Genomic DNA, 25,959 nt, shown 5'->3' on the forward strand with positions numbered 1-25,959 from the left:
CCAGGCATGGCGGCAGGATCGTTATACTCACCATAATTCGAGTGACGGGCTGGCGACGACGCAGCAAATCCGCAGACGCTTCCTGAGGGTAAGTGACGGGAGTGAGCGAGTCGCGCCAACGCATCTGCAGCCTGAAGTATGTCGAGTATTGCCTGCAATTAAAGATATAGAGCCGAACAAAATATGCCTTTTACACTTGGTCAACGCTGGATCAGCGATACAGAAAGCGAACTGGGACTTGGAACCGTTGTCGCCATGGATGCGCGTACCGTCACCCTGCTTTTCCCTTCTACCGGCGAAAACCGTTTGTATGCGCGCAGTGACTCCCCTGTAACCCGCGTGATGTTCAACCCTGGCGATACCATTACCAGCCACGAAGGCTGGCAGCTGCAAATCGATGAAGTAAAAGAAGAAAACGGTTTGCTCGTCTACATTGGCACCCGTCTGGACACCGAAGAAAGCGGCGTAATGCTGCGCGAAGTCCTGCTGGACAGCAAACTGGTGTTCAGTAAACCCCAGGATCGCCTGTTTGCCGGACAAATCGATCGCATGGACCGCTTTGCGCTGCGCTACCGCGCGCGTAAATTTCAGAGCGAGCAGTACCGCATGCCGTGGAGCGGCCTGCGCGGCCAGCGTACCAGCCTGATTCCACACCAGCTAAACATCGCCCATGACGTGGGTCGCCGCCATGCGCCACGCGTTCTGCTGGCGGATGAAGTCGGTTTAGGCAAAACCATTGAAGCCGGCATGATCCTTCATCAACAACTGCTGTCCGGCGCGGCGGAGCGCGTACTTATTATCGTTCCCGAAACCTTACAGCATCAGTGGCTGGTTGAAATGCTGCGCCGTTTCAACCTGCGCTTCGCCCTGTTCGATGATGAGCGTTACGCCGAAGCGCAGCACGACGCTTACAACCCGTTTGAAACGGAACAGTTAGTGATCTGCTCGCTTGATTTCGCCCGCCGTAACAAACAGCGCCTGGAGCATCTGTGCGACGCCGAATGGGATCTCATGGTCGTTGACGAAGCGCACCATCTGGTCTGGAGCGAAGACGCGCCAAGCCGCGAGTATCTGGCGATTGAGCAACTGGCAGAACGCGTGCCTGGCGTTCTGCTGCTGACCGCCACCCCGGAGCAACTGGGGATGGAAAGCCACTTTGCCCGTTTACGTTTACTCGATCCGAGCCGCTTCCACGACTTCGCCCAATTTGTCGAAGAACAGAAGAACTACCGCCCGGTCGCCGACGCCGTCGCCATGCTGCTGGCAGGTAATAAACTCAGCAATGACGAACTGAATATGTTGGGCGAGCTTATCGGCGAGCAGGATATTGAGCCGCTGCTGCAAACGGCAAACAGCGACCGCGACGGCGCGCAAAGTGCCCGACAGGAACTGGTCTCCATGCTGATGGACCGCCACGGCACCAGCCGCGTCCTGTTCCGTAACACCCGTAACGGCGTGAAAGGTTTTCCGAAACGCGAGCTGCATACCATTAAGTTGCCGCTGCCGACGCAGTATCAGACGGCGATTAAAGTGTCCGGCATCATGGGCGCCCGCAAAAACGCGGAAGACAGAGCGCGCGACATGCTGTATCCGGAACAAATTTATCAGGAGTTTGAAGGCGATACCGGCACCTGGTGGAACTTCGACCCGCGCGTTGAATGGCTGATGGGCTATCTGACCAGCCATCGCTCGCAAAAAGTACTGGTCATCTGCGCCAAAGCGACCACCGCTCTGCAACTGGAACAGGTGCTGCGTGAACGCGAAGGCATCCGCGCCGCCGTGTTCCACGAAGGCATGTCGATTATTGAACGCGACCGCGCCGCCGCCTGGTTTGGCGAAGAAGACAGCGGCGCCCAGGTGCTGCTGTGCTCTGAAATCGGTTCTGAAGGTCGTAACTTCCAGTTTGCCAGCAACCTGGTGATGTTTGATCTACCGTTTAACCCGGACCTGCTGGAGCAGCGTATTGGTCGTCTCGACCGTATTGGTCAGGCCCACGATATTCAGATCCACGTGCCTTTCCTGGAAAAAACCGCCCAGTCGGTGCTGGTACGCTGGTATCACGAAGGACTGGACGCGTTTGAACATACCTGCCCGACCGGCCGCGCCATTTACGATGCGGTCTACAACAACCTGATTGGTTACCTGGCGGCGCCGGAAGAGACGGACGGATTCGACGATCTGATCAAAACCTGCCGTGAGCAGCATGAGGCGCTAAAAGCACAGCTGGAACAGGGGCGCGACCGCCTGCTGGAGATCCATTCCAACGGTGGCGAGAAAGCGCAGCAACTTGCTGAAAGCATTGAAGAGCAGGATGACGACACCAGTCTGATCGCCTTTGCCATGAACCTGTTTGATATCGTCGGCATTAACCAGGACGATCGCGGCGAAAACCTGATTGTGTTGACGCCGTCCGACCATATGCTGGTGCCGGACTTCCCGGGCCTGCCGGAAGATGGCTGCACCATCACCTTTGAACGTGATGTGGCGCTGTCGCGGGAAGACGCGCAGTTTATTACCTGGGAGCATCCGCTTATTCGTAACGGCCTGGATCTGATCCTCTCCGGCGATACCGGCAGCAGCACCATTTCGCTGCTGAAGAACAAGGCGCTGCCGGTCGGCACGCTGTTGCTGGAACTGGTATACGTCGTCGAGGCGCAGGCACCGAAGCAGCTTCAGCTTAACCGCTTCCTGCCGCCGACGCCGGTGCGCCTGTTGCTGGATAAAAACGGTAATAACCTGGCCGCGCAGGTGGAGTTCGAAACCTTTAACCGTCAGCTGAGCGCCGTTAACCGTCACACCGGCAGCAAACTGGTTAATGCGGTGCAGCAGGATGTGCATGCGATTCTGCAACAGGGCGAAGCGCAGGTTGAGAAATCTGCCCGTGCGCTGATTGACGCCGCGCGTCATGAAGCTGATGAAAAACTGTCGGCAGAGCTTTCGCGTCTGGAAGCGCTGCGCGCCGTCAATCCAAACATCCGCGACGATGAGCTGGCGGCGATTGAGAGCAACCGTCAGCAGGTGCTGGAAAGCCTGAACCAGGCCGGATGGCGACTTGATGCGTTACGTCTGATTGTCGTTACGCATCAGTAACGGAGCTGAAGATGGGAATGGAGAACTACAATCCGCCGCAGGATCCCTGGCTGGTGATTCTGTACCAGGATGAACACATTATGGTGGTCAACAAGCCGAGCGGCTTGTTGTCCGTGCCGGGGCGTCTTGACGAGCATAAAGACAGCATCATGACGCGCATCCAGCGCGACTATCCACAGGCAGAGTCGGTGCACCGACTGGATATGGCCACCAGCGGCGTGATTGTCGTTGCGTTAACCAAAGCGGCGGAACGTGAACTGAAGCGCCAGTTTCGCGAGCGCGAGCCAAAAAAACAGTACGTCGCGCGGGTGTGGGGACATCCTCAGCCCGCCGAGGGGCTGATTGATCTACCGCTTATTTGCGACTGGCCAAACCGGCCAAAGCAGAAGGTCTGCTACGAGACCGGTAAAGCGGCGCAGACCGGGTATGAAGTGGTGGACTATGCGGCGGATAACAGCGCCCGCGTGGTGCTCAAACCCATCACCGGACGCTCGCATCAGCTTCGTGTCCATATGCTGGCGCTCGGTCATCCGATCCTCGGCGATCGCTTTTACGCCACCCCGGAAGCGCTGGCAATGGCGCCGCGACTGCTGTTGCACGCCGAAACGCTCACCATTACCCATCCCGCTTACGGCAACAGCATGACGTTTAAAGCGCCTGCCGATTTTTAACTTTGTTTACCGGATGGCGCTGCGCCATCCGGTAAACGACTCACTTAAATCCTTTCTGGTCTTTGATTAATTCATATGCTTTCTGAATTTCCTGCGCTTTCTGCTTCGCCATCTCCATCATTTCTGGCGGTAACCCTTTAGCGACCAGTTTGTCCGGGTGATGTTCGCTCATGAGCTTACGGTAGGCGCGTTTGATGGTGGTTGCATCATCAGAGGGCTTCACCCCCAGCACGTTACAGGCGTCCTCCAGCGTCGGACCGCGCTGCGTCTGCTGCCAGCCACCGCCGGATTGCTGCTGGTAACCACCGCCAAACTGCGCGCCGCCCTGCATCATACGCAGGAATTGCTCAAACTGAACGCGGGAAATGCCCAGCTCTTCGGCAATCACATACAGCACTTCGCGTTCGTTCGGGTGCAGCGAGCCGTCGGCAAATGCCGCCTGGATTTGAATCTCCAGAAACATACGAATCAGGTCGAAACGACCAAAACAGACGCTACGAAACTGACGCATTTTTTCACGCAGTGGGTAATTGTCTGATTTTCCGACGCGGAACGCGTTTTGCGCCGCAGATCGCGATTCGCCATGTAAATTCATTCGATCCATAAGCACATTTGCCACATGGATATCCGCTTCGGTCACCCGTCCTTTTGATTTCGTTAAGTGCCCCATCACCTCAAAGGTAGTGGCAAAAAACAGCGCCTGACGTTCACGCTGGTTGGCAAACCACGCCATTTTTCGGCTGCGGGCTTTGTCAAACATATGGCCGATTAACAGCCCGAGAACCACGCCCCAGAAGCCGCCGCCCATCATCAGAGCCACGGCCACGCCAATAATTTTTCCCCAGTACTGCATAAACTCCCCAATTTGTCTCACGCCTGGTGAGGTTATGTCCCGCAAAATAAGTCGCTTTTTACCGTTTCACGGCAACGGTCAATTGTGGGACATCGCCTATAATTTGCATTATCATACCTGTCATTCACAGCCGTGACTAACACCACAGACGCTATCCCGGCAGGATTAACACTAGCACTACGAACATGAGTAAGTTAGGCTGTGGCGGTTTGTCACGCGCGACGCTACTGATGATGGAACAATAAAATACAACGTATGAAAAAACGTATTCCCACCCTCCTGGCCACCATGATTGCCACCGCCCTGTACAGTCAGCAGGGTCTGGCAGCCAGCCTCGCCTCACAATGTATGTTGGGCGTGCCAAGCTATGACCGTCCTCTGGTACAGGGCGAGACGAATGAACTCCCTGTCACCATTAATGCCGATCATGCGAAAGGAAATTATCCCGATGACGCGGTGTTTAGCGGCAATGTGGACATCATGCAGGGCAACAGCCGTCTGCAGGCCGATGAGGTGCAGTTGCATCAGAAAGCCGCGCCAGGCCAGCCAGAGCCAGTACGCACCGTCGATGCGCTCGGTAACGTCCATTACGACGACAACCAGGTGATCCTCAAAGGGCCGAAGGGCTGGGCAAACCTGAACACAAAAGATACCAACGTCTGGGAAGGTGATTACCAGATGGTGGGCCGTCAGGGCCGCGGTAAAGCCGACCTGATGAAACAGCGCGGTGAAAACCGCTATACCATCCTTGAGAACGGCAGCTTCACCTCCTGTCTGCCGGGTTCTGATACCTGGAGCGTGGTCGGTAGCGAAGTGATCCACGACCGTGAAGAACAGGTTGCGGAAATCTGGAACGCCCGCTTTAAAGTGGGTCCGGTTCCGATTTTTTACAGCCCGTACCTGCAATTGCCGGTGGGGGATAAGCGTCGCTCAGGTTTCCTGATCCCGAACGCGAAGTACACGTCGAAAAACTATTTCGAGTTCTATCTTCCTTATTACTGGAACATCGCGCCGAATATGGACGCGACCATCACGCCGCACTACATGCACCGTCGCGGCGGGATAATGTGGGAGAACGAATTCCGCTATCTGACGCAAGCGGGCGCTGGCCTGATGGAGTTCGACTATCTGAACTCTGACCGCGTCTATGACGATGAGCATCCCAAAGACGATAACTCGCGCCGCTGGCTGTTTTACTGGCAGCACTCCGGGGTGATGGATCAGGTGTGGCGCTTCAATGTCGACTACACCAAAGTCAGCGACTCCAGCTACTTTAACGATTTCGACAATAAGTACGGTTCCAGTACCGACGGTTACGCCACGCAGAAATTCAGCGTCGGTTACGCGGTAGAAAACTTCGACGCCACCGTGTCGACCAAGCAGTTCCAGGTCTTTAGCGATCAAAATAACAGTAGTTACTCCGCAGAGCCTCAGCTGGACGTTAACTACTATAAGAATGACGTCGGTCCGTTTGACACCCGTATCTACGGCCAGGCTGTGCATTTTGTCAACACCAAAGACAACATGCCGGAAGCGACGCGTTTGCACCTGGAGCCAACCATCAATCTGCCGCTGTCAAACAAGTGGGGAAGCCTCAACACCGAAGCGAAATTGATGGCGACGCACTACCAGCAAAAGAACCTCGAGAATTATCCGCAATATGATGATTCGGTGAACCGCGTTATGCCGCAGTTCAAGGTTGACGGCAAAATGGTATTCGAACGTGATATGAACATGCTCGCGCCGGGATACACCCAGACGCTGGAGCCGCGCGCGCAGTACCTGTACGTGCCGTATCGCGATCAGAGCAAAATTTACAACTACGACTCCTCTTTGCTGCAGTCTGACTATACCGGTCTGTTCCGCGATCGCACCTATGGCGGCCTGGACCGTATCGCCTCGGCGAATCAGGTCACGACCGGCGTCACATCCCGCGTATATGATGACGCGGCGGTTGAACGTTTTAACGTTTCTGTTGGTCAAATCTACTATTTCACCGAGTCTCGCACCGGCGATGACAACATTAAGTGGGAGAATGATGACCAAAAAGGCTCTCTGGTATGGGCAGGCGACACATACTGGCGTATTTCTGAGCGCTGGGGACTGCGTGGCGGTATTCAGTACGATACCCGTCTGGACAGCGTCGCGACCAGCAGTTCCAGTATCGAATACCGTCGCGACGAAGACCGCCTGGTACAGTTGAACTACCGTTACGCCAGCCCGGAGTATATCCAGGCTACGCTGCCGAGTTACTACTCGACGGCTGAGCAGTACAAAAACGGTATCAACCAGGTGGGCGCTGTCGCCAGTTGGCCGATCGCCGACCGCTGGTCTGTCGTTGGCGCTTACTACTACGATACCAACGTGAATAAACCTGCCGACCAGATGTTGGGTCTGCAATACAACTCCTGCTGTTACGCGATCCGCGTCGGTTACGAGCGTAAGCTGAACGGCTGGGAAAACGAAAAAGAACACGCGGTATATGACAATATTATTGGATTCAACATCGAACTTCGCGGTCTGAGCTCCAACTACGGTCTCGGCACGAAAGAGATGCTGCGCTCCAACATATTGCCGTATCAAAGCACTCTGTAATAGATTGATTTACCACGTAATCCGCAGTGCGGTTAATTGAAATGGAAAAAGTATGAAGAACTGGAAAACGCTGCTTCTCGGTATCGCCATGATCGCGAATACCAGTTTCGCTGCCCCGCAGGTGGTCGATAAAGTCGCAGCCGTTGTAAATAACGGTGTGGTGCTGGAAAGCGACGTTGATGGCTTAATGCAGTCTGTCAAACTGAACGCGAGTCAGGCCGCTCAACAGCTTCCGGACGACGCCACGCTGCGTCACCAGATCCTGGAACGTCTGATTATGGACCAAATCGTCCTGCAGATGGGTCAGAAGATGGGCGTAAAAATCTCTGATGAGCAGCTTGATCAGGCGATTGCCAATATCGCCAAACAGAACAACATGACGCTGGATCAAATGCGTAGCCGCCTGGCCTACGACGGGTTGAACTATTCGACCTACCGTAACCAGATCCGTAAAGAGATGATCATTTCTGAAGTGCGCAACAACGAAGTGCGCCGTCGTGTCACTATTCTGCCGCAGGAAGTCGAGGCGCTGGCGCAGCAGGTGGGCAACCAGAACGATGCCAACACCGAGCTGAACCTCAGCCACATCCTGATCCCGCTGCCGGAAAATCCGACCTCTGACCAGGTGAATGAAGCGGAAGCGCAGGCGCGCTCGATTGTCGATCAGGCGCGTAACGGCAATGACTTCGGCAAACTGGCGATTACCTACTCTGCTGACCAGCAGGCGCTGAAAGGCGGCCAGATGGGCTGGGGTCGTATTCAGGAACTGCCAGGCATTTTCGCTCAGGCGCTGAGCACTGCGAAGAAAGGCGACGTGGTTGGCCCGATTCGCTCCGGGGTAGGTTTCCACATCCTGAAAGTGAACGATATGCGTGGTCAGAACCAGAGCATTTCTGTGACCGAAGTTCATGCCCGTCACATTCTGCTGAAGCCGTCGCCAATCATGACCGATCAGCAGGCTCGCCAGAAACTTGAGCAGATTGCGGCAGACATTAAGAGCGGGAAAACCACCTTTGCCGCCGCAGCGAAAGAGTTCTCCCAGGATCCGGGTTCCGCCAACCAGGGCGGCGATTTGGGCTGGGCTGCGGCAGATATTTTCGATCCGGCCTTCCGCGATGCGTTAACCCGTCTGAACAAAGGCCAGATGAGCACGCCGGTACACTCTTCCTTCGGCTGGCATCTGATCGAACTGCTGGACACGCGTAACGTCGATAAAACCGACGCCGCGCAAAAAGATCGCGCTTACCGCATGCTGATGAACCGTAAGTTCTCGGAAGAAGCGGCAACCTGGATGCAGGAACAGCGCGCCAGCGCCTACGTTAAAATCCTGAGCAATTAATGACGGTTGCTCAACGCGTTGTCATTACTCCCGGCGAACCCGCCGGGATCGGCCCGGATCTGGTGGTTCAACTGGCGCAACGCGACTGGCCGGTTGAACTGGTCGTTTGCGCCGACGCCGCGATGTTAACAGACCGGGCAAACCAGCTCGGTCTACCGCTTTCCCTCCTCCCTTATTCTCCCGATACGCCAGCCAAAGCTCAGACCGCCGGTACGCTGACATTGCTGCCGGTGGCGTTGCGCGCGTCGGTCATCGCAGGACAGCTCACCGTGGAAAACGGTGAATATGTCGTGCAGACGTTGGCGCGCGCCTGTGACGGCTGCCTGGAGGGAGAATTCGCCGCGCTGATTACCGGCCCGGTGCACAAGGGCGTTATTAACGATGCGGGCATCCCGTTTACCGGGCACACCGAGTTTTTTGAAGCACGTTCGCAGACACAAAAAGTCGTGATGATGCTGGCCACTGAAGCGCTGCGCGTCGCGCTGGCAACCACGCATTTGCCGCTTCGCGACGTCGCCGATGCCATTACGCCTGCGCTGCTTCATGAAGTGATTGGCATTTTGCATCACGATTTACGCACCAAATTCGGTGTCGCTGAGCCGCGGATCCTGGTCTGTGGCCTGAATCCACATGCCGGTGAAGGCGGCCACATGGGAACCGAAGAGATCGACACGATCGTTCCGGTGCTGGATACGCTGCGCGCGCAGGGGATGAAACTGACCGGCCCGTTGCCCGCAGATACGCTGTTTCAGCCGAAATATCTGCAACATGCGGACGCGGTGCTGGCAATGTACCACGATCAGGGTCTCCCCGTGCTAAAATACCAGGGATTTGGCCGCGGGGTGAATATCACGCTGGGCCTGCCCTTTATCCGTACGTCGGTAGACCACGGCACTGCCCTTGAACTGGCGGGCCGGGGCGACGCTGACGTCGGCAGTTTTATTACGGCGCTTAATCTCGCCATCAAAATGATTGTTAATACCCAATGAATAATCGAGTCCATCAGGGCCACTTAGCCCGTAAACGCTTCGGGCAAAACTTTCTCAACGATCAGTTTGTGATCGACAGCATTGTTTCCGCCATCAACCCGCAAAAGGGTCAGGCGATGGTTGAAATCGGCCCCGGTCTGGCCGCGCTGACGGAGCCGGTTGGCGAACGTCTTGACCAACTGACGGTTATTGAACTTGACCGCGATCTGGCAGCGCGTCTGCAAACCCATCCGTTTCTGGGGCCAAAGCTGACCATTTATCAGCAGGATGCCATGACGATGAACTTCGGCGAACTGGCGGAGAAAATGGGCCAACCGCTGCGCGTGTTCGGCAACCTGCCGTATAACATCTCCACGCCGCTGATGTTCCACCTGTTTAGCTATACTGATGCCATTGCCGATATGCACTTTATGTTGCAGAAGGAAGTGGTCAATCGTCTGGTTGCAGGACCCAACAGTAAAGCGTATGGTCGATTAAGCGTCATGGCGCAGTATTACTGCAACGTGATCCCGGTGCTTGAAGTGCCGCCGTCCGCCTTCACGCCGCCGCCTAAAGTCGATTCCGCCGTGGTGCGCCTGGTGCCGCATGCGACGATGCCGTATCCGGTCAACGATATTCGCGTGTTAAGCCGAATCACCACCGAAGCGTTTAACCAGCGCCGTAAAACGATTCGCAACAGCCTCGGCAATCTGTTCAGCGTCGAGGTTCTGACGGAGCTGGGCGTCGACCCGGCGATGCGAGCGGAAAATATCTCTGTCGCGCAGTATTGCAAGATGGCGAACTATCTGGCCGAAAACGCGCCGTCGAAGGAGAGCTAAGCATGATCAATTCGCCCCGAGTGTGTGTTCAGGTACAAAGCGTCTATATTGAGGCGCAATCTTCACCTGATGATGAACGTTACGTTTTTGCCTATACCGTAACCATCCGCAATCTGGGGCGAGCGCCAGTGCAGCTATTGGGACGCTACTGGTTAATTACCAATGGTCATGGCCGTGAAACCGAAGTCCAGGGAGAAGGCGTGGTGGGCGTTCAGCCGCACATTGATCCTGGCGAAGAATACCAGTACACCAGCGGTGCGGTGATTGAAACGCCGCTGGGCACTATGCAGGGTCATTACGAGATGATTGATGAGAACGGCGTCGCCTTTACCATCGATATTCCTGTTTTCCGACTCGCCGTTCCAACACTCATTCACTAAAACAATAGCTATGGCAACATACCTTATTGGCGACGTTCACGGTTGCTACGATGAACTGATCGCATTGTTAGACCAGGTAAAATTTACCCCCGAATCCGATACCCTCTGGCTTACCGGTGATTTAGTCGCTCGCGGCCCCGGTTCGCTGGACGTGCTGCGCTATGTGAAGTCACTCGGCGACTGCGTGCGCCTGGTGCTGGGCAATCACGACCTTCATCTGTTGGCGGTGTTTGCCGGAATAAGCCGTAACAAACCCAAAGATCGGTTAGGCCCCCTGCTGGAAGCGCCCGACGCTGACGAATTGCTGAACTGGCTGCGCCGCCAGCCGCTGTTACAGATCGACGAAGAGAAAAAGCTGGTAATGGCCCATGCGGGGATTACGCCACAGTGGGATCTGCAGACGGCGAAAGAGTGCGCGCGCGATGTCGAAGCCGTGCTGTCGAGCGACTCTTATCCTTTCTTCCTTGATGCGATGTACGGCGACATGCCGAATAACTGGTCGCCAGCGCTAACAGGACTGGCGCGTCTGCGTTTTATCACTAACGCCTTTACCCGTATGCGGTATTGCTTCCCGAACGGTCAACTGGACATGTACAGCAAAGAGTCACCCGAAGACGCGCCCGCGCCGCTAAAGCCGTGGTTCGCCATTCCCGGTCCGGTAAGTGAGGAATACAGCATCGCCTTTGGGCATTGGGCCTCGCTGGAAGGCAAAGGTACGCCGGAAGGGATTTATGCGCTGGATACCGGCTGCTGCTGGGGCGGAGAGTTGACCTGTCTGCGCTGGGAAGACAAGCGTTATTTTGTCCAGCCGTCGAATCGTCAGATGGATATGGGCGAAGGCGAAGCGGTCAACGCCTGACGGTGCGTGCCGGATGGCGTTGCGCTTATCCGGCCCACACGAGATTGACCGGTCGCAGGCAACCCTCCGGCATAAAGCGGATTAACGACGTTCCAGGATCTCGAAGCAATAGCTGTGAGAGTTCTGTGCATCGGCATCGTGAAATTCGCTGAACACCGATTCCCAGTCATCCGGATCGTAATCCGGGAAGTGCGTGTCCCCTTCCACCTCCGCGTCGATATGCGTCAGGTACAGCTTGTCCGCTTTCGGCAGGAACTGCTCATACACGCGTCCACCGCCAATCACCATAATCTCTGGCGCATCGCCGCAGGCAACCAGCGCTTCATCAACGGATTTTACCCACTGAACGCGGTCGTCTGTGCCCGGCTGGCTGCTGATGACTATATTTTTACGTCCCGGCAGCGGACGTCCGATGGATTCCCAGGTATGGCGTCCCATCACTACAGGCTTATTTAAGGTATTGCGTTTAAACCAGGCGAGATCGGCAGGCAGATTCCACGGCATGGCGTTTTCCATGCCAATAACGCGATCTACCGCTAACGCAGCAATCAGACTGATCATTTATTCATTCCCGGATACAAAAAAATTGTCGCCACTATACGTAAAGAGCAATCTTTCGTCGACTGACGAAAAGAGGAAGAACACGAAAATTTTCCGTTCTGCTGGCGAGTCCACGTCTTGCGGGTGGACTCGCTGCATTACAGTAATTTAAAAACAGCGACTTAGTAGTAAAGTTTGCGGTACATCACACTTTTACCCCGGTTGGCGGTTTAACGTCCGGCTCATCGGCGATGTCGCCGGTGTGCTTGCCTTCCTCCGTTCCCTGCCAGCCGTGACGCTGTACCAACGACAAATGTTCACGGTCCTCGGTGATGATTTCGCTGAGCATCGCGCTGGTACGTTTATACACTGCCGCACGAGAAGTGGTATCGTTTTCGCCCTTCGCCATCTTCTCAACCATTCGAGTGTTATAGCGGCGGAACAGATCGGCGCGCTCGCGTGCCTCGTAGCGTCCCAGCCCGAGATTTTCCAGCGCCAGCCGTCCGGTTTTCAACGCACCTTCAAAGGTTTCACGCTCAGGTTGCTCCACCCCGGCCTGACGCAGACGAATGTAGTGATCGACATCACGCGCGCGGGCGATAATCTGCAAATTCGGGAAATGCGCTTTGACCATTTCCGTCAGCGCCAGGCTGGTTTGCGGATCGTCAATGGCGTTGATTAGCACTTCCGCTTTCGCCGCCCCGGCGGATTCCAGCAGATCCATTCGCGTTGCGTCGCCGTAAAACACCTTCATGCCGAATTTGCGTAGCGTTTCAATATGATCCGGGTCATGGTCGAGGACCACCATTTTTACCCCGCTGGAGAGCAGCAAACGGCCGGTAATCTGCCCGAAGCGCCCAAAGCCGGCAATAATCACCCGCGGCTGTTCCTCATCAATTTCATCCGCTTCGCGTTCTTCCCCGGCGGCATTTTTCTCCAGACGGGTAAGGATGACGAGGAAGATCGGCGTCGCGGCCATAGAGAGCGCCACCGCCAGCGTCAGCGCTTTCGCCCATTCCGGATCCAACACGCCCGCCATCTGCGCCGCGCCAAACACCACAAACGCGAACTCGCTGCCCTGTCCCAGCAGCACCGCGAACCAGCGACGCTGTTTATGCGGCACCTTCAGCGGGCGGGCAATCAGCCATAACATGCCGGTCTTAATAACCAGAAAGCCCACCAGCAGAATGATAATGCGCAAAGGATTATCAATAAGCGTGCCGAAGTCTATCGACATGCCGACGCCGATAAAGAACAGCCCAAGCAGCAGGCCTTTAAACGGTTCAATATCGCTTTCCAGAGCGTGACGATACTCCGAGCTTGCCAGCAGTACACCTGCCAGAAACGCGCCCATCGCCATTGACAGCCCCACTTCTTCCAGCAACAGACCGAAGCCGAACACCAGAAACAACGCCACGGCGCTGAACACTTCGCGCAAACCAGAACGCGCGACAAAGCGCAACGCCGGACGCGTGACATAGCGCCCGAGCAAAATCACCAGCGCCAGCGCGCCGACCACCTTCAGCGCTGACAGCGCAAACGCGCCCAGCGTTGTTGACGCGCCGCTGGCTGCCAGCAGGGGGATCATCGCCACCAGCGGTATAGCCGCAATATCCTGAAACAGCAGCACCGCAAAGGCGCTGCGCCCCATCTGCGAGACGGTAAGATTTCGCTCATTCATTGCCTGCATCGCTATCGCCGTGGAGGAGAGCGCCAAGGTCAGGCCGATCAGCTCCGCCACCTGCCAACGCAGGCCGAGGAACATACAGAACAGGCCGATCAGCCCACCGCACACGACCATCTGTAGCGCGCCGCCGCCAAACACCGAGGCACGGAGCTTCCAGAGACGCTGGGGATCCAGCTCAAGGCCAATGACAAACAGCATCAGCACCACGCCGATTTCCGCAAAGTGCAGTATCGACTCTGCGTCAGTGACCAACCGAAGCCCCAGGGACCAATGATGCACCCGGCAATCAGATAGCCGAGCACCGACCCCAGACCGAGCCGCACAGCAATCGGGACAATCAGTGCCGCGGAACCGAGATAAATCAGCGCCTGTATCAGCGTATGGCTATCCATTGTGCGCCTCCTGCCACTCCAGCAAACGTTGTTTATAACGCCGTGCCTGCGCTTGCAGGGTTTCATCATCGCAGATAAACGTGCAGTGCATCGCAAACGGCGGGAGCCAGTTGAGACCACAATAAAGCGCCGTCGCCTGGAGAGGTTGTGAAAGCACCGCAAATCCCGGATGCGAGCCGATCTCGAAATGATTCTCGCCCCCGCCGGTCGTAACCGCCCACATCAACTGTTTCCCCTGCAACGCCGTGCCGCCGTGACCGTAGGCCCAGCCGTGAGAGAGCACCTTATCCATCCACAGTTTGAGCAAAGGCGGCACGCTGTACCACTGCATCGGATGCTGCCAGATAATCAGATCGGCACGGGAAAGCGCCTCCTGTTCAGCGGCGATGTCGATATTGAAGTCGGGATAAAGTTGATACAGCGAACGTACTTCAACCCCTTCCAGGGTCCTTGCCTGTTCAAGCATCCGTCTATTCGCATGCGAATGCTGCGGATAAGGATGCGCGTAAATAATGAGGATCATGTTTAGCCTGTTTTTTTAGTGCTCTGTTTTGTAACAGAGTGTAGTCACTAATCGAACAGGCTAATAGTGAATATAATTGAGCAGCCTAATGGATAAAACTGAATTAGTTATCCAGCTCGCTCATGTTTTTCACCTGGTCACGGTTAATTTGTTCCGTCTGACCGGTTTCGGCGTTTTTGTAAGATACCAGCCCGGTGTCGTCATCCACCTGTGGTTTGCCGTCGGTGACAATGGTTCTGCCGTCGGTGGTGCGTACCGCCTGGTTTGAGGAACAGCCCACGACGGTGAAGACGGTTGCTGCGGCCAAAATAGACGCGATCAGTCGATGCTTTTGCATGGTGTTCTCCCTGCTTTTCAGTCATTTTCTGTTACTTACCCGTTAACTGTAGCCTAAGGGGTTGACGCTGAACGCAAATGCAGAACACTCTGAATGGCGTCGTTAGCGCAGCGGCGACCTGCGGAGGGTCATGGTGCTGGTTTCAGCCAACGTCAGGCCACGGGTTTCAGGGGCGAAGGCAATGGAGATTAACAGCCCAACCAGCGAAATTCCGGCGCCCATCAACATGACGTGACTGATGCCGTACTTCGTAATGAAAATCGGCAGCGCCCAGGTCGAAAGAACGGTGCCAATACGGCTCAACGACATGATGACGCCGACCGCCGAGGCGCGAATATCGGTAGGAAACAGCTCATTCGGATATAACCACTGAAGGTTTCCCGGCCCGCCGGAAAAAAAGGCGTAAACCGCAAACGCCGTGACCACCAGCCCAATCCCCATTTCCGGTATCAGCCCCAACACCGCTAACGCCAGCGTCATCATTACAAAACTGCCGATCAGCAGGGGTCGTCGACCCGCGCTGTTGAGCCAGAACATGGGAGGAATGCAGCCCAGCATAAAGAACAGACTGATGACCACGTTGCCCAGCGCGGCGCTTTTCCCGGCCCCCAGTCCCAACAACCCCACAATCTGCGGACCAAAGGTGTAAATGGCAAACATCGGGATCACCTGACAGGTCCAGATAGCCGCGACAAACAGCACAAACGGGAAGTGACGACGATTAAAAAGCTGTAAAAAGCGCGTTTCCTGCGGCGGTTCTTCTTCAAACGCTACCGGCTCGCCAAACAGCTTAATCATCATCGCTTCACACTCTTTCACCCGCCCCTTGCGCAGTAACCAGCGCGGCGACTCAGGCAGATCGAAGCGTCCGACCAGGATCAAAATACAGGGTATGGCCGCGCTACCCAGCATCCAGCGCCAGCCGCCCTCCACGTCATACAGCCAGTAACCAACCAGATCGGCACAGGTCGCGCCGACATACCACATGGCGGCAATAAAACTGATGGAGAACGCCCGCTGACGAGTGTTGGAAAACTCGGTAATCATGGAGGTGGCAATCGGATAATCCGCGCCGATCACCACACCGATCAACACCCGCATCACCAGCAGTTCCGCTGGGGTGGAAACAAACATGGTCGCCAGCGATATCCCCCCAATCGCGATGATATCGATAAGGAACATTTTTCGGCGCCCGACCTTGTCAGAGATATAGCCAAACAGCGAGGTTCCGACGAACAGCCCGGCCAGGGTGCCAGCGCCGAGCAGCCCCAGCCACCCGGCGTCGAGTTTGAGCGCTGGCGTAAGTTGCTCAAGCGCAACGCCAATTATCACCAGCACATACCCGTCGAGGAAGGGACCTCCGCTTCCCCACAGCATGATCCTGCGGTGAATGGATGAAAATTTTATGTCCTCAAAATTCCGTGGCTGTTGCATGAGCATATCCTGTGTAAACATCCTGCCTGATGACCCTTCGCATCGCCATCCGGCGCCCGGTTTAGCCGTAGCGAAATTCCACACCAAAGGTGCCGCGCGGGTATTCCCATTTCTCCAGCGCCGTCCCCAGCCCGAGGATGCGGCAGGTACCGCATTCCAGGCATCCCGCATAGTCAAAACGCACGCTGCCGTCATCCTGTTTTTTGTACAGCCCGGCAGGGCACGCCTTGACCAGTACATCCAGCACCTGCTGATTCGCATCGCTTTTCACGATGATGTGCGGATGCTCCTCATCGACATTGAATTTATTGACGCCCAGTTTGACGTCCACATTGACGGGAGAAGTCATAATGCGGTCACTCCTTTCAGACCATCTTTCATCAGATTGATGAAGCCTACGTTTTTCGCGTGACGCAGGATTTTCTTACGCAGCGGCACCGGCGCGCTGCCGTCGACGGTGAACAGGTCGCGGGCGATCCCCACCGCCATTTCCGGGTAGCGGGTAAACATCCGGGGATTATCCAGCAGCGCGGGCAAACGCTGATACATCCGCATATCCCGTAGCGGGCCGTCTTCAAGGTACTGGCGATACGTTGCCAGCCCCTGACGGCTAAAATCATTGCGCAGCCTCGCCGAGAGCACCGCTTTTGCCGCCGCTTCGCCAGCGGCAACGGCTAAATCCATACCGCGAATGGTGAATCCCAGGTTCAGGCACATTCCTGCGGCATCGCCGGCAATCAGCACACCGTCGCCTACCAGTTCAGGCTGCATGTTCATCCCGGCTTCCGGTACGACATGCGCCGCATATTCAACCAGCTTGCCGCCGGCTATCAGCGGCGCGACGGCCGGATGCTGTTTAAAATCTTCCAGCATTTGCGGAACCGATTTTTTCGCCTCCTGTAAATGATGAAGGCCACATACCAGCCCCAGCGAAAGCGTACTTTCATTGGTATAGAGGAAGCCCCCGCCCATCAGGCCATCGGTAGGCGAACCGGCGAACAGGCAGGCCGCGCCTTCGTTGCCCTGGAGCTGAAAACGATCCTCAATAACCGCTTTCGGCAGTTCGATCAGCTCTTTCACCCCCACCGCGACGTGCGCAGCGTCGACCCGTTTCGCCATACCCAGCTTTTCCGCGAGCAGGGAGTTCACCCCGTCGGCGAGGATCACCACATTTCCTTCAATGATCTCGCCGTCGGCTTCAACGCCCACCACTTTGCCATCGCGCTGTACCACGTTATCCACGCGGATCCCGGCAATCAGCTGTGCGCCCGCCGCTTCGGCCTGATCCATCAGCCAGCCGTCAAACCGGCTGCGCAGCACCGAATAAGAAACCTCTGCTGGCGAAGCGCTTTCCGCGTTGAGATAGTCCACCGTCATCGCACCGCGATCGGTCATAAAGGACAATTTTTCGTGAGTGATGACGCGCTCAACGGGAGCCTGCTGCGCAAACCCCGGGATAATGCGCTCGAGACTGTGCGCGTAAATGCGCCCGCCGGTGACATTCTTCGCGCCCGCCGAATTCCCACGTTCGATAACCAGCACTTGCGCCCCTTCCCGGGCAAGCACCAATGCCGCAACGGACCCGGCGAGCCCTGCCCCTACGATAATGGCGTCAAAGATATCTTCAGACATACATCCTCCCTGCTGGTGTGGATTAGCGCGCCAGAGCGGCGGTCAGCGCAGGAAGGATCTTCAGCGCATCGCCGACAATGCCGTAGTCCGCGTACTGAAAGATCGGCGCATTTTTGTCTTTGTTAATGGCAAAGATGGTCTGCGCGCCGTTCGCCCCAACCATGTGCTGGATCTGCCCGGAGATCCCCACCGCCAGATACAGCTCGGGTTTCAGCATCAGATTAGAGATCCCGACATAGCGCTCATGCGCCATCCACTTCTCGTTTTCCGCAACCGGACGAGAGCAGGCCAGTTCGGCGCCGATGGCCTGACATAGCGCTTGTGCCAGCGCGATATTCTCCTGGCTGCCGATGCCGCGCCCCACGCTGACCACCAGCCGCGCTTTGTCGAGGTCGACGCGCTGGCTCTGACGCGCCTCGGTGGCGGTACGGGTTACGCTTGTCTCCGGCGCCTGCCATGCCACAACATGCGTCTCGCCGCTGCGTGACGCGTCCGGCTGCGGCGCGTCAAACGTCCCGCTATTGAGCGTGATCACCGCGAAAGGCGATGTCACGGTCTCGTTCCCTATCGCCAGGCCGCCATACACCATATGTTTGACCTGTGCATGACCGTCCTGGCAGAGTACGTCGCTGGCGTCGTTTGAGACCGCCGCGGCGAGACGATGGCCCAGCTTAGCCGCCAGTAGCTTGCCGCGACGGGTATTGGGCAGCAAAACCAGTCCGGCGTCGCCCTGCTGACGGATGGTCTGCGCAATGACGTCCGCATAATCCTCCACCATGCGGTCGTCCGGTTTCCCCTGCAACAGCCACACGCGCTCCGCACCGCACTGCAACGCCGTTGTCTCCTCGTCGGCGTGCTGCACAAACGCATTCACTTGTTCACCTAAAATCCGCGCGCCGCCGATCAGTTCCGGCAGGCGTGAAGCCATATCGCTGAAAACCCAGACGCTGGAAAACTTGCTCATAACATCCCCTTTTAATTAATCATCTTGCGCAAACTGTCGGCAAATGCGGCGATCTGCTCTTCACCATCGCCTTCAATCACTTTGCGCAGGCGTTCTCGTTGCTTCGGCGCGGCTACTGTTTGTGAGGAACGCGCTTCCCCTGCGTTAAACCCAATATCCGCCGCAGACCAGACCTGAACCGGTTTTTTCGCCGCGCCCAGAATGGCCTTCATAGACGGGATTTGCGGAGAGTTAATGTCAGTGGATACCGCCACCACGGCAGGTAGCGGGATGCAGAGGGTTTCGATTTCGTCTTCCAGCTCACGCTCAACGGTCAGCGTGCTGTCGCTCAGCGAGAGGATCTTGCTGACGCCGTTAACCGCCGGAATGTTGAGGATTTCGCCGACCAACAGACCAACCTGCTGCGCGTACAGATCGGACGATCCGTCGCCGCAAATCAGCAGATCGAACCCCCGTTTTTGCGCTGCGGCCGCCAGAGCGCTGGCCGTCTGCTGCGGGAGCGCCTGTTCAAACGGGTCGTCAATGACCACTACCAGCTCATCCGGACCGCGCGACAGCACGTCTTTGCGTCCCTTCGCATTGGTTAGCGCTTTGCCGCCCACGCTCAGGGCGATAACCTGCGCGTCGCTGACCTGCTGTTTAAGCTGGCAGGCGGCTTCAATCGCATTCAAATCGTACTGGCTGATTTTGCTTTCGGCTTTGCTGATATCCAGGGAACCGTCAGCATTATTAATCGAAATATCCTGTTCATCAGGTACGCTTTTATAGCAAGTCAATATTTTCATTGCATCTCCAGAAGTCATGAATATCGGCGGTGTTAATTACAGATAGCACGCACGTTAATTCCGAAATAAAACCTTAATCACCATTATTGAAAATGTCACACACTGATGATTTCAACTTTCAATATTGTTAACCGCTTCACCAATATTGAACACAAGCGAATACAACAGCTAATTTTCAATATTGTTTTACGGATCACCAATATTGAACGCCGACGGGTATAAAAAGCGCCAAACACACCATTAACTTATTGATTAAAAATTAAAATATCAATATCAACACCCCAGGGCAGCCCGTCTGAAAAATGTGATAAGGGTAACAGAACACAGCCACGCGAATACCCATTATGAGTTATTCGCTCACGCGCCCCGAGGTTAAATGACCATCAACAACTATGTAATAAAAATAGAACAATTGGGAACGAATAATACATTCATTTTTAAACTGGAATTAGCGCATGAAAAATGAAAAGAGAAAGTCCGGCATTGAGCCAAAGGTTTTCTTTCCACCATTAATCATTGTCGGAATACTTTGCTGGCTAACGGTTCGCGATTTAGACGCAGCGAATATTGTTATTAATGCCGTCTTCAGTTATGTCACCAATATCTGGGGATGGGCCTTCGAATGGTATATGGTCGTCATGCTTATCGGCTGGTTCTGGCTGGTATTTGGCCCCTACGCCAAAAAGAAACTTGGTGATGAGAAACCGGAGTTCAGCACTGCCAGCTGGATCTTTATGATGTTCGCCTCTTGTACCTCTGCCGCTGTGCTGTTCTGGGGTTCAATTGAGATTTACTACTATATCTCGACCCCGCCGTTTGGCTTTGCCGCTCACTCAACCAGCGCGAAAGAACTGGGCCTCGCATACAGCCTGTTCCACTGGGGACCGCTGCCGTGGGCGACCTACAGTTTCCTTTCTGTCGCCTTCGCCTACTTCTTTTTTGTCCGCAAAATGGACGTGATCCGTCCCAGCTCCACGCTGGCGCCGCTGGTGGGGGAAAAACATGCCAAAGGGCTGCTCGGCACCATCATTGATAACTTCTATCTCGTCGCGCTGATTTTCGCGATGGGCACCAGCCTGGGCCTTGCGACGCCGCTGGTCACGGAATGTATGCAATACCTGTTCGGGATCCCGCATACCCTGGAACTGGACGCCATTATTATCACCTGCTGGATCATCCTCAACGCGATTTGCGTGGCCTGCGGCCTGCAAAAAGGGGTGCGTATCGCCAGCGACGTGCGCAGCTATCTGAGCTTCCTGATGCTCGGCTGGGTGTTTATCGTCAGCGGCGCCAGCTTCATCATGAACTACTTCACCGATTCGGTGGGCACGCTGCTAATGTATCTGCCGCGTATGTTGTTCTATACCGATCCTATCGCCAAAGGTGGCTTCCCTCAGGGCTGGACCGTTTTTTACTGGGCGTGGTGGGTGATTTACGCCATTCAGATGAGCATCTTCCTGGCGCGCATTTCCCGTGGACGCACCGTGCGCGAACTGTGTTTTGGGATGGTGTTAGGGCTGACCGCCTCCACCTGGATCCTGTGGACCGTGCTGGGCAGCAACACCCTGTTATTGATGGATAAAAACATCATCAACATTCCGCAGTTGATAGAGCAGCACGGCGTGGCGCGCGCCATTATCGAAACCTGGGCCGCGCTGCCGTTCAGTACCGCCACCATGTGGGGATTCTTCATCCTCTGCTTTATTGCCACCGTGACGCTGATTAACGCCTGTTCGTATACCCTGGCGATGTCGACCTGTCGCGAAGTGCGCGACGGCGACGAGCCGCCGCTGCTGGTGCGGATCGGCTGGTCGGTGCTGGTGGGCGTCATCGGTATTGTGTTGCTGGCGCTTGGCGGCCTGAAGCCGATTCAAACCGCCATCATTGCCGGCGGCTGCCCGCTGTTCTTCGTCAACATTATGGTGACCCTCTCCTTTATTAAAGACGCCAAAGCGCACTGGAAAGACAACTCAATTACCCCTAACAGATCAAGAGGTTGAAAGATGGATTTTAACTTGAATGACGAGCAGGAACTGTTTGTCGCCGGTATTCGCGAACTGATGGCCAGTGAGAACTGGGAAGCCTATTTTGCCGAGTGCGACCGTGACAGCGTGTATCCGGAGCGCTTTGTTAAAGCGCTGGCGGAGATGGGTATCGACAGCCTGTTGATCCCGGAAGAACATGGCGGGCTGGAAGCGGGGTTCGTCACCGTTGCCGCTGTCTGGATGGAACTGGGACGTCTCGGCGCGCCTACCTATGTGCTGTACCAGTTGCCGGGCGGTTTTAACACTTTCCTGCGCGAAGGCACGCAGGAGCAGATCGATAAGATCATGGCCTTCCGGGGGACAGGCAAACAGATGTGGAACTCGGCAATCACCGAACCGGGAGCGGGATCGGATGTGGGCAGCCTCAAAACCACCTATACCCGTAAAAATGGTAAGGTTTATCTCAACGGCAGTAAGTGTTTTATCACCAGCAGCGCCTACACGCCCTATATCGTGGTGATGGCCCGGGACGCCGCGTCGCCTGACAAACCCGTTTATACCGAATGGTTTGTCGATATGACGAAACCCGGCATCCAGGTGAATAAACTCGATAAGCTCGGCCTGCGGATGGACAGTTGCTGCGAAATTAACTTCGATGACGTCGAACTGGATGAAAAAGACAGGTTCGGGCGGGAAGGCAACGGTTTTAACCGCGTGAAAGAAGAGTTCGATCATGAACGGTTCCTGGTGGCGCTCACCAACTACGGTACGGCGATGTGCGCCTTTGAAGATGCAGCACGCTACGCTAACCAGCGCGTACAGTTTGGCGAAACCATCGGTCGCTTCCAGCTGATTCAGGAAAAATTTGCTCACATGGCCATCAAGCTCAATTCGATGAAAAACATGCTGCTGGAAGCCGCGTGGAAGGCCGATAACGGCACGATTACTTCGGGAGATGCGGCGATGTGCAAATACTTCTGCGCCAACGCGGCGTTCGAGGTGGTGGACAGCGCAATGCAGGTACTGGGCGGCGTTGGAATTGCCGGTAATCACCGTATCAGCCGCTTCTGGCGAGATCTGCGCGTGGACCGCGTTTCCGGTGGGTCTGACGAAATGCAGATCCTGACCCTCGGTCGCGCGGTGCTGAAGCAATACCGTTAATCATTATCGGGTGTTTTTCCTGGCCGGATAAGGCGTTCACGCTGTTATCCGGCCTACGGGACACCTATAACTGCCAGGAGCATAGGTATGAATCGTCTCCCCATGCCCACCTTTGGCCCGCTTGCCGGGCTGCGGGTGGTTTTTTCCGGCATCGAAATCGCCGGACCGTTCGCCGGACAATTGTTTGCTGAATGGGGCGCGGAGGTTATCTGGATTGAAAACGTGGCCTGGGCCGATACCATTCGCGTCCAGCCTCACTATCCGCAGCTTTCGCGCCGTAATCTCCACGCGCTGTCGCTGAATATTTTCAAAGATGAGGGGCGGGAAGCGTTTCTCAAATTAATGGAAACCACCGATATCTTTATTGAAGCCAGCAAAGGCCCGGCATTTGCCCGCCGCGGTATTACCGATGACGTCCTGTGGCGACATAACCCGAAGCTGGTTATCGCCCATTTATCCGGCTTTGGTCAGTACGGCAGCGAAGAGTACACCCACCTGCCAGCCTACAACACCATTGCCCAGGCGTTCAGCGGCTATCTGATCCAGAACGGCGACGTCGACCAGCCGATGCCCGCCTTCCCGTACACCGCCGACTATTTCTCCGGCATGACCGCCACCACCGCGGCGCTGGCGGCGTTGCATAAAGCGCGTGAAACCGGCAAAGGCGAAAGTATTGATGTCGCAATGTACGAAGTCATGCTGCGTATGGGTCAATATTTCATGATGGATTATTTCAACGGCGGCGAGATATGCCCGCGAATGACCAAAGGTAAAGATCCCTACTACGCTGGCTGCGGACTGTATAAGTGCGCCGACGGCTACATCGTGATGGAGCTGGTCGGTATTACGCAAATCGCCGAATGCTTTAAGGATATTGGTCTGGCGCACATTCTGGGCACACCGGAGGTTCCGGAAGGCACACAGTTGATTCACCGGATCGAATGCCCTTACGGACCGCTGGTAGAGGAAAAACTTGATGCCTGGCTGGCGACACGCACCCTCGCCGAGGCTCAGGCACGCTTCGCCGAGCTGAATATCGCCTGCGCCAAAGTGCTGACGATTCCGGAACTGGAAGGTAACCCGCAGTACATTGCCCGGGAATCCATTACCCAATGGCAAACGCTCGATGGCCGCAGTTGCAAAGGGCCAAACGTGATGCCGAAATTCAAAAATAACCCTGGAAAAATCTGGCGCGGCATGCCGTCACACGGCATGGATACCGCCGCCATTCTGCATAACATCGGCTACAGCGACGCTGAAATTCAGTCACTGGTCAGTAAAGGTCTGGCCAAAGTAGAGGATTAACCCGAACGCGCTAACCGGCATTTCCGGTTAGCGCCTGAATAAATGGACAGAGGTGCTATGGATATCGTTGGCGGACAACACTTACGCCAGATGTGGGACGATTTGGCCGAACGGCATGGCAGTAAAACGGCGCTGATTTGTGAATCCAGCGACGGGGAGATACGACAGTACAGCTACGCGTCGCTCAATGAGGAGATCAATCGCACAGCGAATCTGTTCCACGCCTCAGGCATTCGCAAAGGGGATAAGGTTGCCCTGCATCTGGATAACTGCCCGGAATTTATCTTTTGCTGGTTTGGACTGGCAAAAATCGGCGCCATCATGGTGCCGATCAACGCCCGCCTGCTGCGTGACGAAAGCGCGTGGATCCTGCAAAACAGCCAGGCCAGGCAGATCGTCACCAGCCCCGCGTTTTTGCCGATGTACCGCGAGATCCAGCGTGAAGGCGAAACGCAGTTAACCCTTATCTGGGTGGTTGGCGAAAACGTCGGGACCGAACCCGGCGTGAGTCACTTTTCACTGCAAAAAGATCGCCAGCCGGAGGCCTTGCAGGAAACGGTACCGCTGTCTACCGACGACACCGCAGAGATCTTATTTACCTCCGGCACCACGTCACGACCAAAGGGGGTGGTGATCACCCATTACAACCTGCGCTTTGCCGGATACTACTCCTCCTGGCAGTGCGCCCTGCGTGAAGACGATATTTACCTGACGGTGATGCCTGCGTTTCATATCGACTGTCAATGCACCGCCGCCATGGCAGCATTCTCAGCAGGCGCGACGTTTGTGCTGATTGAAAAATACAGCGTCCGCGCCTTCTGGCAGCAGATCCGAAAATACCGCGCGACCGTCACAGAATGCATCCCAATGATGATCCGCACGCTCATGGCGCAACCCGTCACACCGCAGGACAACCAGCATTGTCTGCGGGAAGTCATGTTCTACCTCAACCTTTCGGAACAGGAGAAAGACGCCTTTGTCACCCGTTTCGGCGTGCGCCTGCTGACCTCCTATGGCATGACGGAAACCATCGTCGGCATCATTGGCGACCGCCCCGGCGATAAGCGACGCTGGCCGTCGATAGGCCGTCCGGGATTTTGCTACGAAGCGGAAATTCGCGACGAGCAGAACCGTGCGCTGCCCGCTGGCGAGATTGGCGAAATCTGCATCAAGGGGGTGCCGGGCAAAACACTCTTTAAAGCCTATTACGCCAGGCCCGACGCCACGGCGAAAGCGTTCGACTCCACCGGCTGGTTACACACCGGCGATTCCGGATATCGCGACGAAGACGGCTTTTTCTATTTTGTCGACCGGCGCTGCAACATGATTAAACGCGGCGGTGAAAACGTCTCCTGCGTTGAGCTGGAAAATATCATTTCCGCACATCCTAAAATTCAGGACATCGTGGTGATTGGTATTCAGGATGCGATTCGTGACGAAGCCATTAAAGCCTTCGTCGTACTTAATGAAGGCGAAACGCTGACGGAAGAAGAATTCTTCCATTTCTGCGAACAAAATATGGCGAAATTCAAAGTGCCCTCTTTTATGGAAATAAGAACTGACCTGCCCCGTAACTGTTCAGGAAAAATAATCAAAAAGAATCTGAAATAACCCTGCTGG

Annotated in this window: 21 protein-coding genes and 1 pseudogene; 12 read left to right on the top strand and 10 right to left on the bottom strand. The window is 55.6% G+C overall.

Annotated elements, in window-relative coordinates:
• Positions 1–183 precede the first annotated feature (183 nt).
• Positions 184–3,090 carry an RNA polymerase-associated protein RapA gene (gene rapA / locus OOJ60_RS14720; protein ID WP_199956935.1) on the top strand — a complete coding sequence of 969 codons (2,907 nt, stop codon included), beginning with the start codon at positions 184–186 and terminating at the stop codon, positions 3,088–3,090.
• 11 nt (positions 3,091–3,101) lie between these two features.
• Positions 3,102–3,761: a bifunctional tRNA pseudouridine(32) synthase/23S rRNA pseudouridine(746) synthase RluA gene (gene rluA / locus OOJ60_RS14725; protein WP_042290127.1), complete on the top strand. Its 660-nt coding sequence runs from the start codon at positions 3,102–3,104 to the stop codon at positions 3,759–3,761.
• A gap of 40 nt (positions 3,762–3,801) precedes the next feature.
• Here rluA and djlA read toward each other — a convergent pair whose 3' ends face one another.
• Complete coding sequence (gene djlA / locus OOJ60_RS14730; protein ID WP_042290130.1) at positions 3,802–4,614, bottom strand: co-chaperone DjlA; 813 nt, start codon at positions 4,612–4,614, stop codon at positions 3,802–3,804.
• A 255-nt stretch (positions 4,615–4,869) separates the two neighbouring features.
• On the opposite strand from djlA, the gene lptD reads away from it, so the two are divergent.
• Genes lptD through apaH form a run of 6 tightly spaced genes read left to right on the top strand, consistent with a single transcriptional unit; the run spans position 4,870 to position 11,594 of the window.
• Positions 4,870–7,209: an LPS assembly protein LptD gene (gene lptD, locus OOJ60_RS14735; RefSeq protein ID WP_042290133.1), complete on the top strand. Its 2,340-nt coding sequence runs from the start codon at positions 4,870–4,872 to the stop codon at positions 7,207–7,209.
• A gap of 52 nt (positions 7,210–7,261) precedes the next feature.
• Complete coding sequence (gene surA, locus OOJ60_RS14740) at positions 7,262–8,548, top strand: peptidylprolyl isomerase SurA (protein ID WP_205612781.1); 1,287 nt, start codon at positions 7,262–7,264, stop codon at positions 8,546–8,548.
• Entirely contained in the window at positions 8,548–9,537 is a 990-nt protein-coding gene (gene pdxA / locus OOJ60_RS14745; RefSeq protein WP_205612782.1) for a 4-hydroxythreonine-4-phosphate dehydrogenase PdxA, read from the top strand. The genes surA and pdxA overlap by 1 nt, the downstream gene beginning before the upstream one ends.
• Positions 9,534–10,355 (top strand): 16S rRNA (adenine(1518)-N(6)/adenine(1519)-N(6))-dimethyltransferase RsmA, encoded by an 822-nt coding sequence (gene rsmA, locus OOJ60_RS14750; protein WP_042290139.1) that lies wholly within the window; start codon positions 9,534–9,536, stop codon positions 10,353–10,355. Before pdxA ends, rsmA begins: the two co-directional genes overlap by 4 nt.
• Positions 10,356–10,357: 2 nt before the next feature.
• Positions 10,358–10,735: a Co2+/Mg2+ efflux protein ApaG gene (apaG, locus tag OOJ60_RS14755; protein WP_042290141.1), complete on the top strand. Its 378-nt coding sequence runs from the start codon at positions 10,358–10,360 to the stop codon at positions 10,733–10,735.
• Between the two features lie 10 nt (positions 10,736–10,745).
• The gene (gene apaH, locus OOJ60_RS14760) at positions 10,746–11,594 is read left to right on the top strand and encodes a bis(5'-nucleosyl)-tetraphosphatase (symmetrical) ApaH (RefSeq protein WP_042290143.1); all 849 of its coding nucleotides are present in this window, start codon (positions 10,746–10,748) and stop codon (positions 11,592–11,594) included.
• An 81-nt stretch (positions 11,595–11,675) separates the two neighbouring features.
• Here the strand turns inward: apaH and folA are convergent, their stop codons facing one another.
• From folA to OOJ60_RS14805, 9 genes and pseudogenes are all read right to left on the bottom strand, one after another.
• Positions 11,676–12,155: a type 3 dihydrofolate reductase gene (gene folA, locus OOJ60_RS14765; protein ID WP_042290144.1), complete on the bottom strand. Its 480-nt coding sequence runs from the start codon at positions 12,153–12,155 to the stop codon at positions 11,676–11,678.
• Between the two features lie 184 nt (positions 12,156–12,339).
• A pseudogene (gene kefC / locus OOJ60_RS14770) lies at positions 12,340–14,213 on the bottom strand (glutathione-regulated potassium-efflux system protein KefC).
• On the bottom strand, positions 14,206–14,736 hold the full coding sequence (gene kefF / locus OOJ60_RS14775) for a glutathione-regulated potassium-efflux system oxidoreductase KefF (protein ID WP_060570749.1): 531 nt from the start codon (positions 14,734–14,736) through the stop codon (positions 14,206–14,208). The pseudogene kefC and the gene kefF overlap by 8 nt, the downstream one beginning before the upstream one ends.
• A 103-nt stretch (positions 14,737–14,839) precedes the next feature.
• Entirely contained in the window at positions 14,840–15,073 is a 234-nt protein-coding gene (locus tag OOJ60_RS14780; protein WP_042290152.1) for a YgdI/YgdR family lipoprotein, read from the bottom strand.
• Positions 15,074–15,175: 102 nt separating this feature from the next.
• Complete coding sequence (locus OOJ60_RS14785; RefSeq protein WP_205612784.1) at positions 15,176–16,507, bottom strand: MFS transporter; 1,332 nt, start codon at positions 16,505–16,507, stop codon at positions 15,176–15,178.
• 61 nt (positions 16,508–16,568) lie between these two features.
• Entirely contained in the window at positions 16,569–16,856 is a 288-nt protein-coding gene (gene fixX / locus OOJ60_RS14790; RefSeq protein ID WP_042290155.1) for a ferredoxin-like protein FixX, read from the bottom strand.
• Complete coding sequence (gene fixC / locus OOJ60_RS14795; RefSeq protein ID WP_181821997.1) at positions 16,853–18,139, bottom strand: FAD-dependent oxidoreductase FixC; 1,287 nt, start codon at positions 18,137–18,139, stop codon at positions 16,853–16,855. Before fixC ends, fixX begins: the two co-directional genes overlap by 4 nt.
• A 22-nt stretch (positions 18,140–18,161) precedes the next feature.
• A complete protein-coding gene (locus tag OOJ60_RS14800) occupies positions 18,162–19,103 on the bottom strand; it encodes an electron transfer flavoprotein subunit alpha/FixB family protein (RefSeq protein ID WP_042290160.1) in 942 nt (313 codons plus the stop codon).
• 11 nt (positions 19,104–19,114) lie between these two features.
• On the bottom strand, positions 19,115–19,888 hold the full coding sequence (locus OOJ60_RS14805) for an electron transfer flavoprotein FixA (RefSeq protein WP_060570754.1): 774 nt from the start codon (positions 19,886–19,888) through the stop codon (positions 19,115–19,117).
• Positions 19,889–20,343: 455 nt separating this feature from the next.
• Between OOJ60_RS14805 and caiT the strand changes: the two genes are divergently transcribed.
• The 4 genes from caiT (at position 20,344) to caiC (ending at position 25,950) form a co-directional block, all read left to right on the top strand.
• On the top strand, positions 20,344–21,888 hold the full coding sequence (caiT, locus tag OOJ60_RS14810) for an L-carnitine/gamma-butyrobetaine antiporter (RefSeq protein WP_042290166.1): 1,545 nt from the start codon (positions 20,344–20,346) through the stop codon (positions 21,886–21,888).
• Between the two features lie 3 nt (positions 21,889–21,891).
• On the top strand, positions 21,892–23,034 hold the full coding sequence (gene caiA, locus OOJ60_RS14815) for a crotonobetainyl-CoA dehydrogenase (RefSeq protein WP_042290168.1): 1,143 nt from the start codon (positions 21,892–21,894) through the stop codon (positions 23,032–23,034).
• Positions 23,035–23,121: 87 nt separating this feature from the next.
• Positions 23,122–24,339, top strand: a complete 1,218-nt coding sequence (gene caiB, locus OOJ60_RS14820) for an L-carnitine CoA-transferase (RefSeq protein WP_042290171.1) — start codon at positions 23,122–23,124, stop codon at positions 24,337–24,339.
• A 57-nt stretch (positions 24,340–24,396) separates the two neighbouring features.
• The gene (gene caiC / locus OOJ60_RS14825; protein ID WP_205612785.1) at positions 24,397–25,950 is read left to right on the top strand and encodes a crotonobetaine/carnitine-CoA ligase; all 1,554 of its coding nucleotides are present in this window, start codon (positions 24,397–24,399) and stop codon (positions 25,948–25,950) included.
• Positions 25,951–25,959: the final 9 nt, after the last annotated feature.

The organism is Citrobacter sp. R4 (assembly GCF_026719175.1).
Lineage (GTDB): Bacteria > Pseudomonadota > Gammaproteobacteria > Enterobacterales > Enterobacteriaceae > Citrobacter_A > Citrobacter_A sedlakii.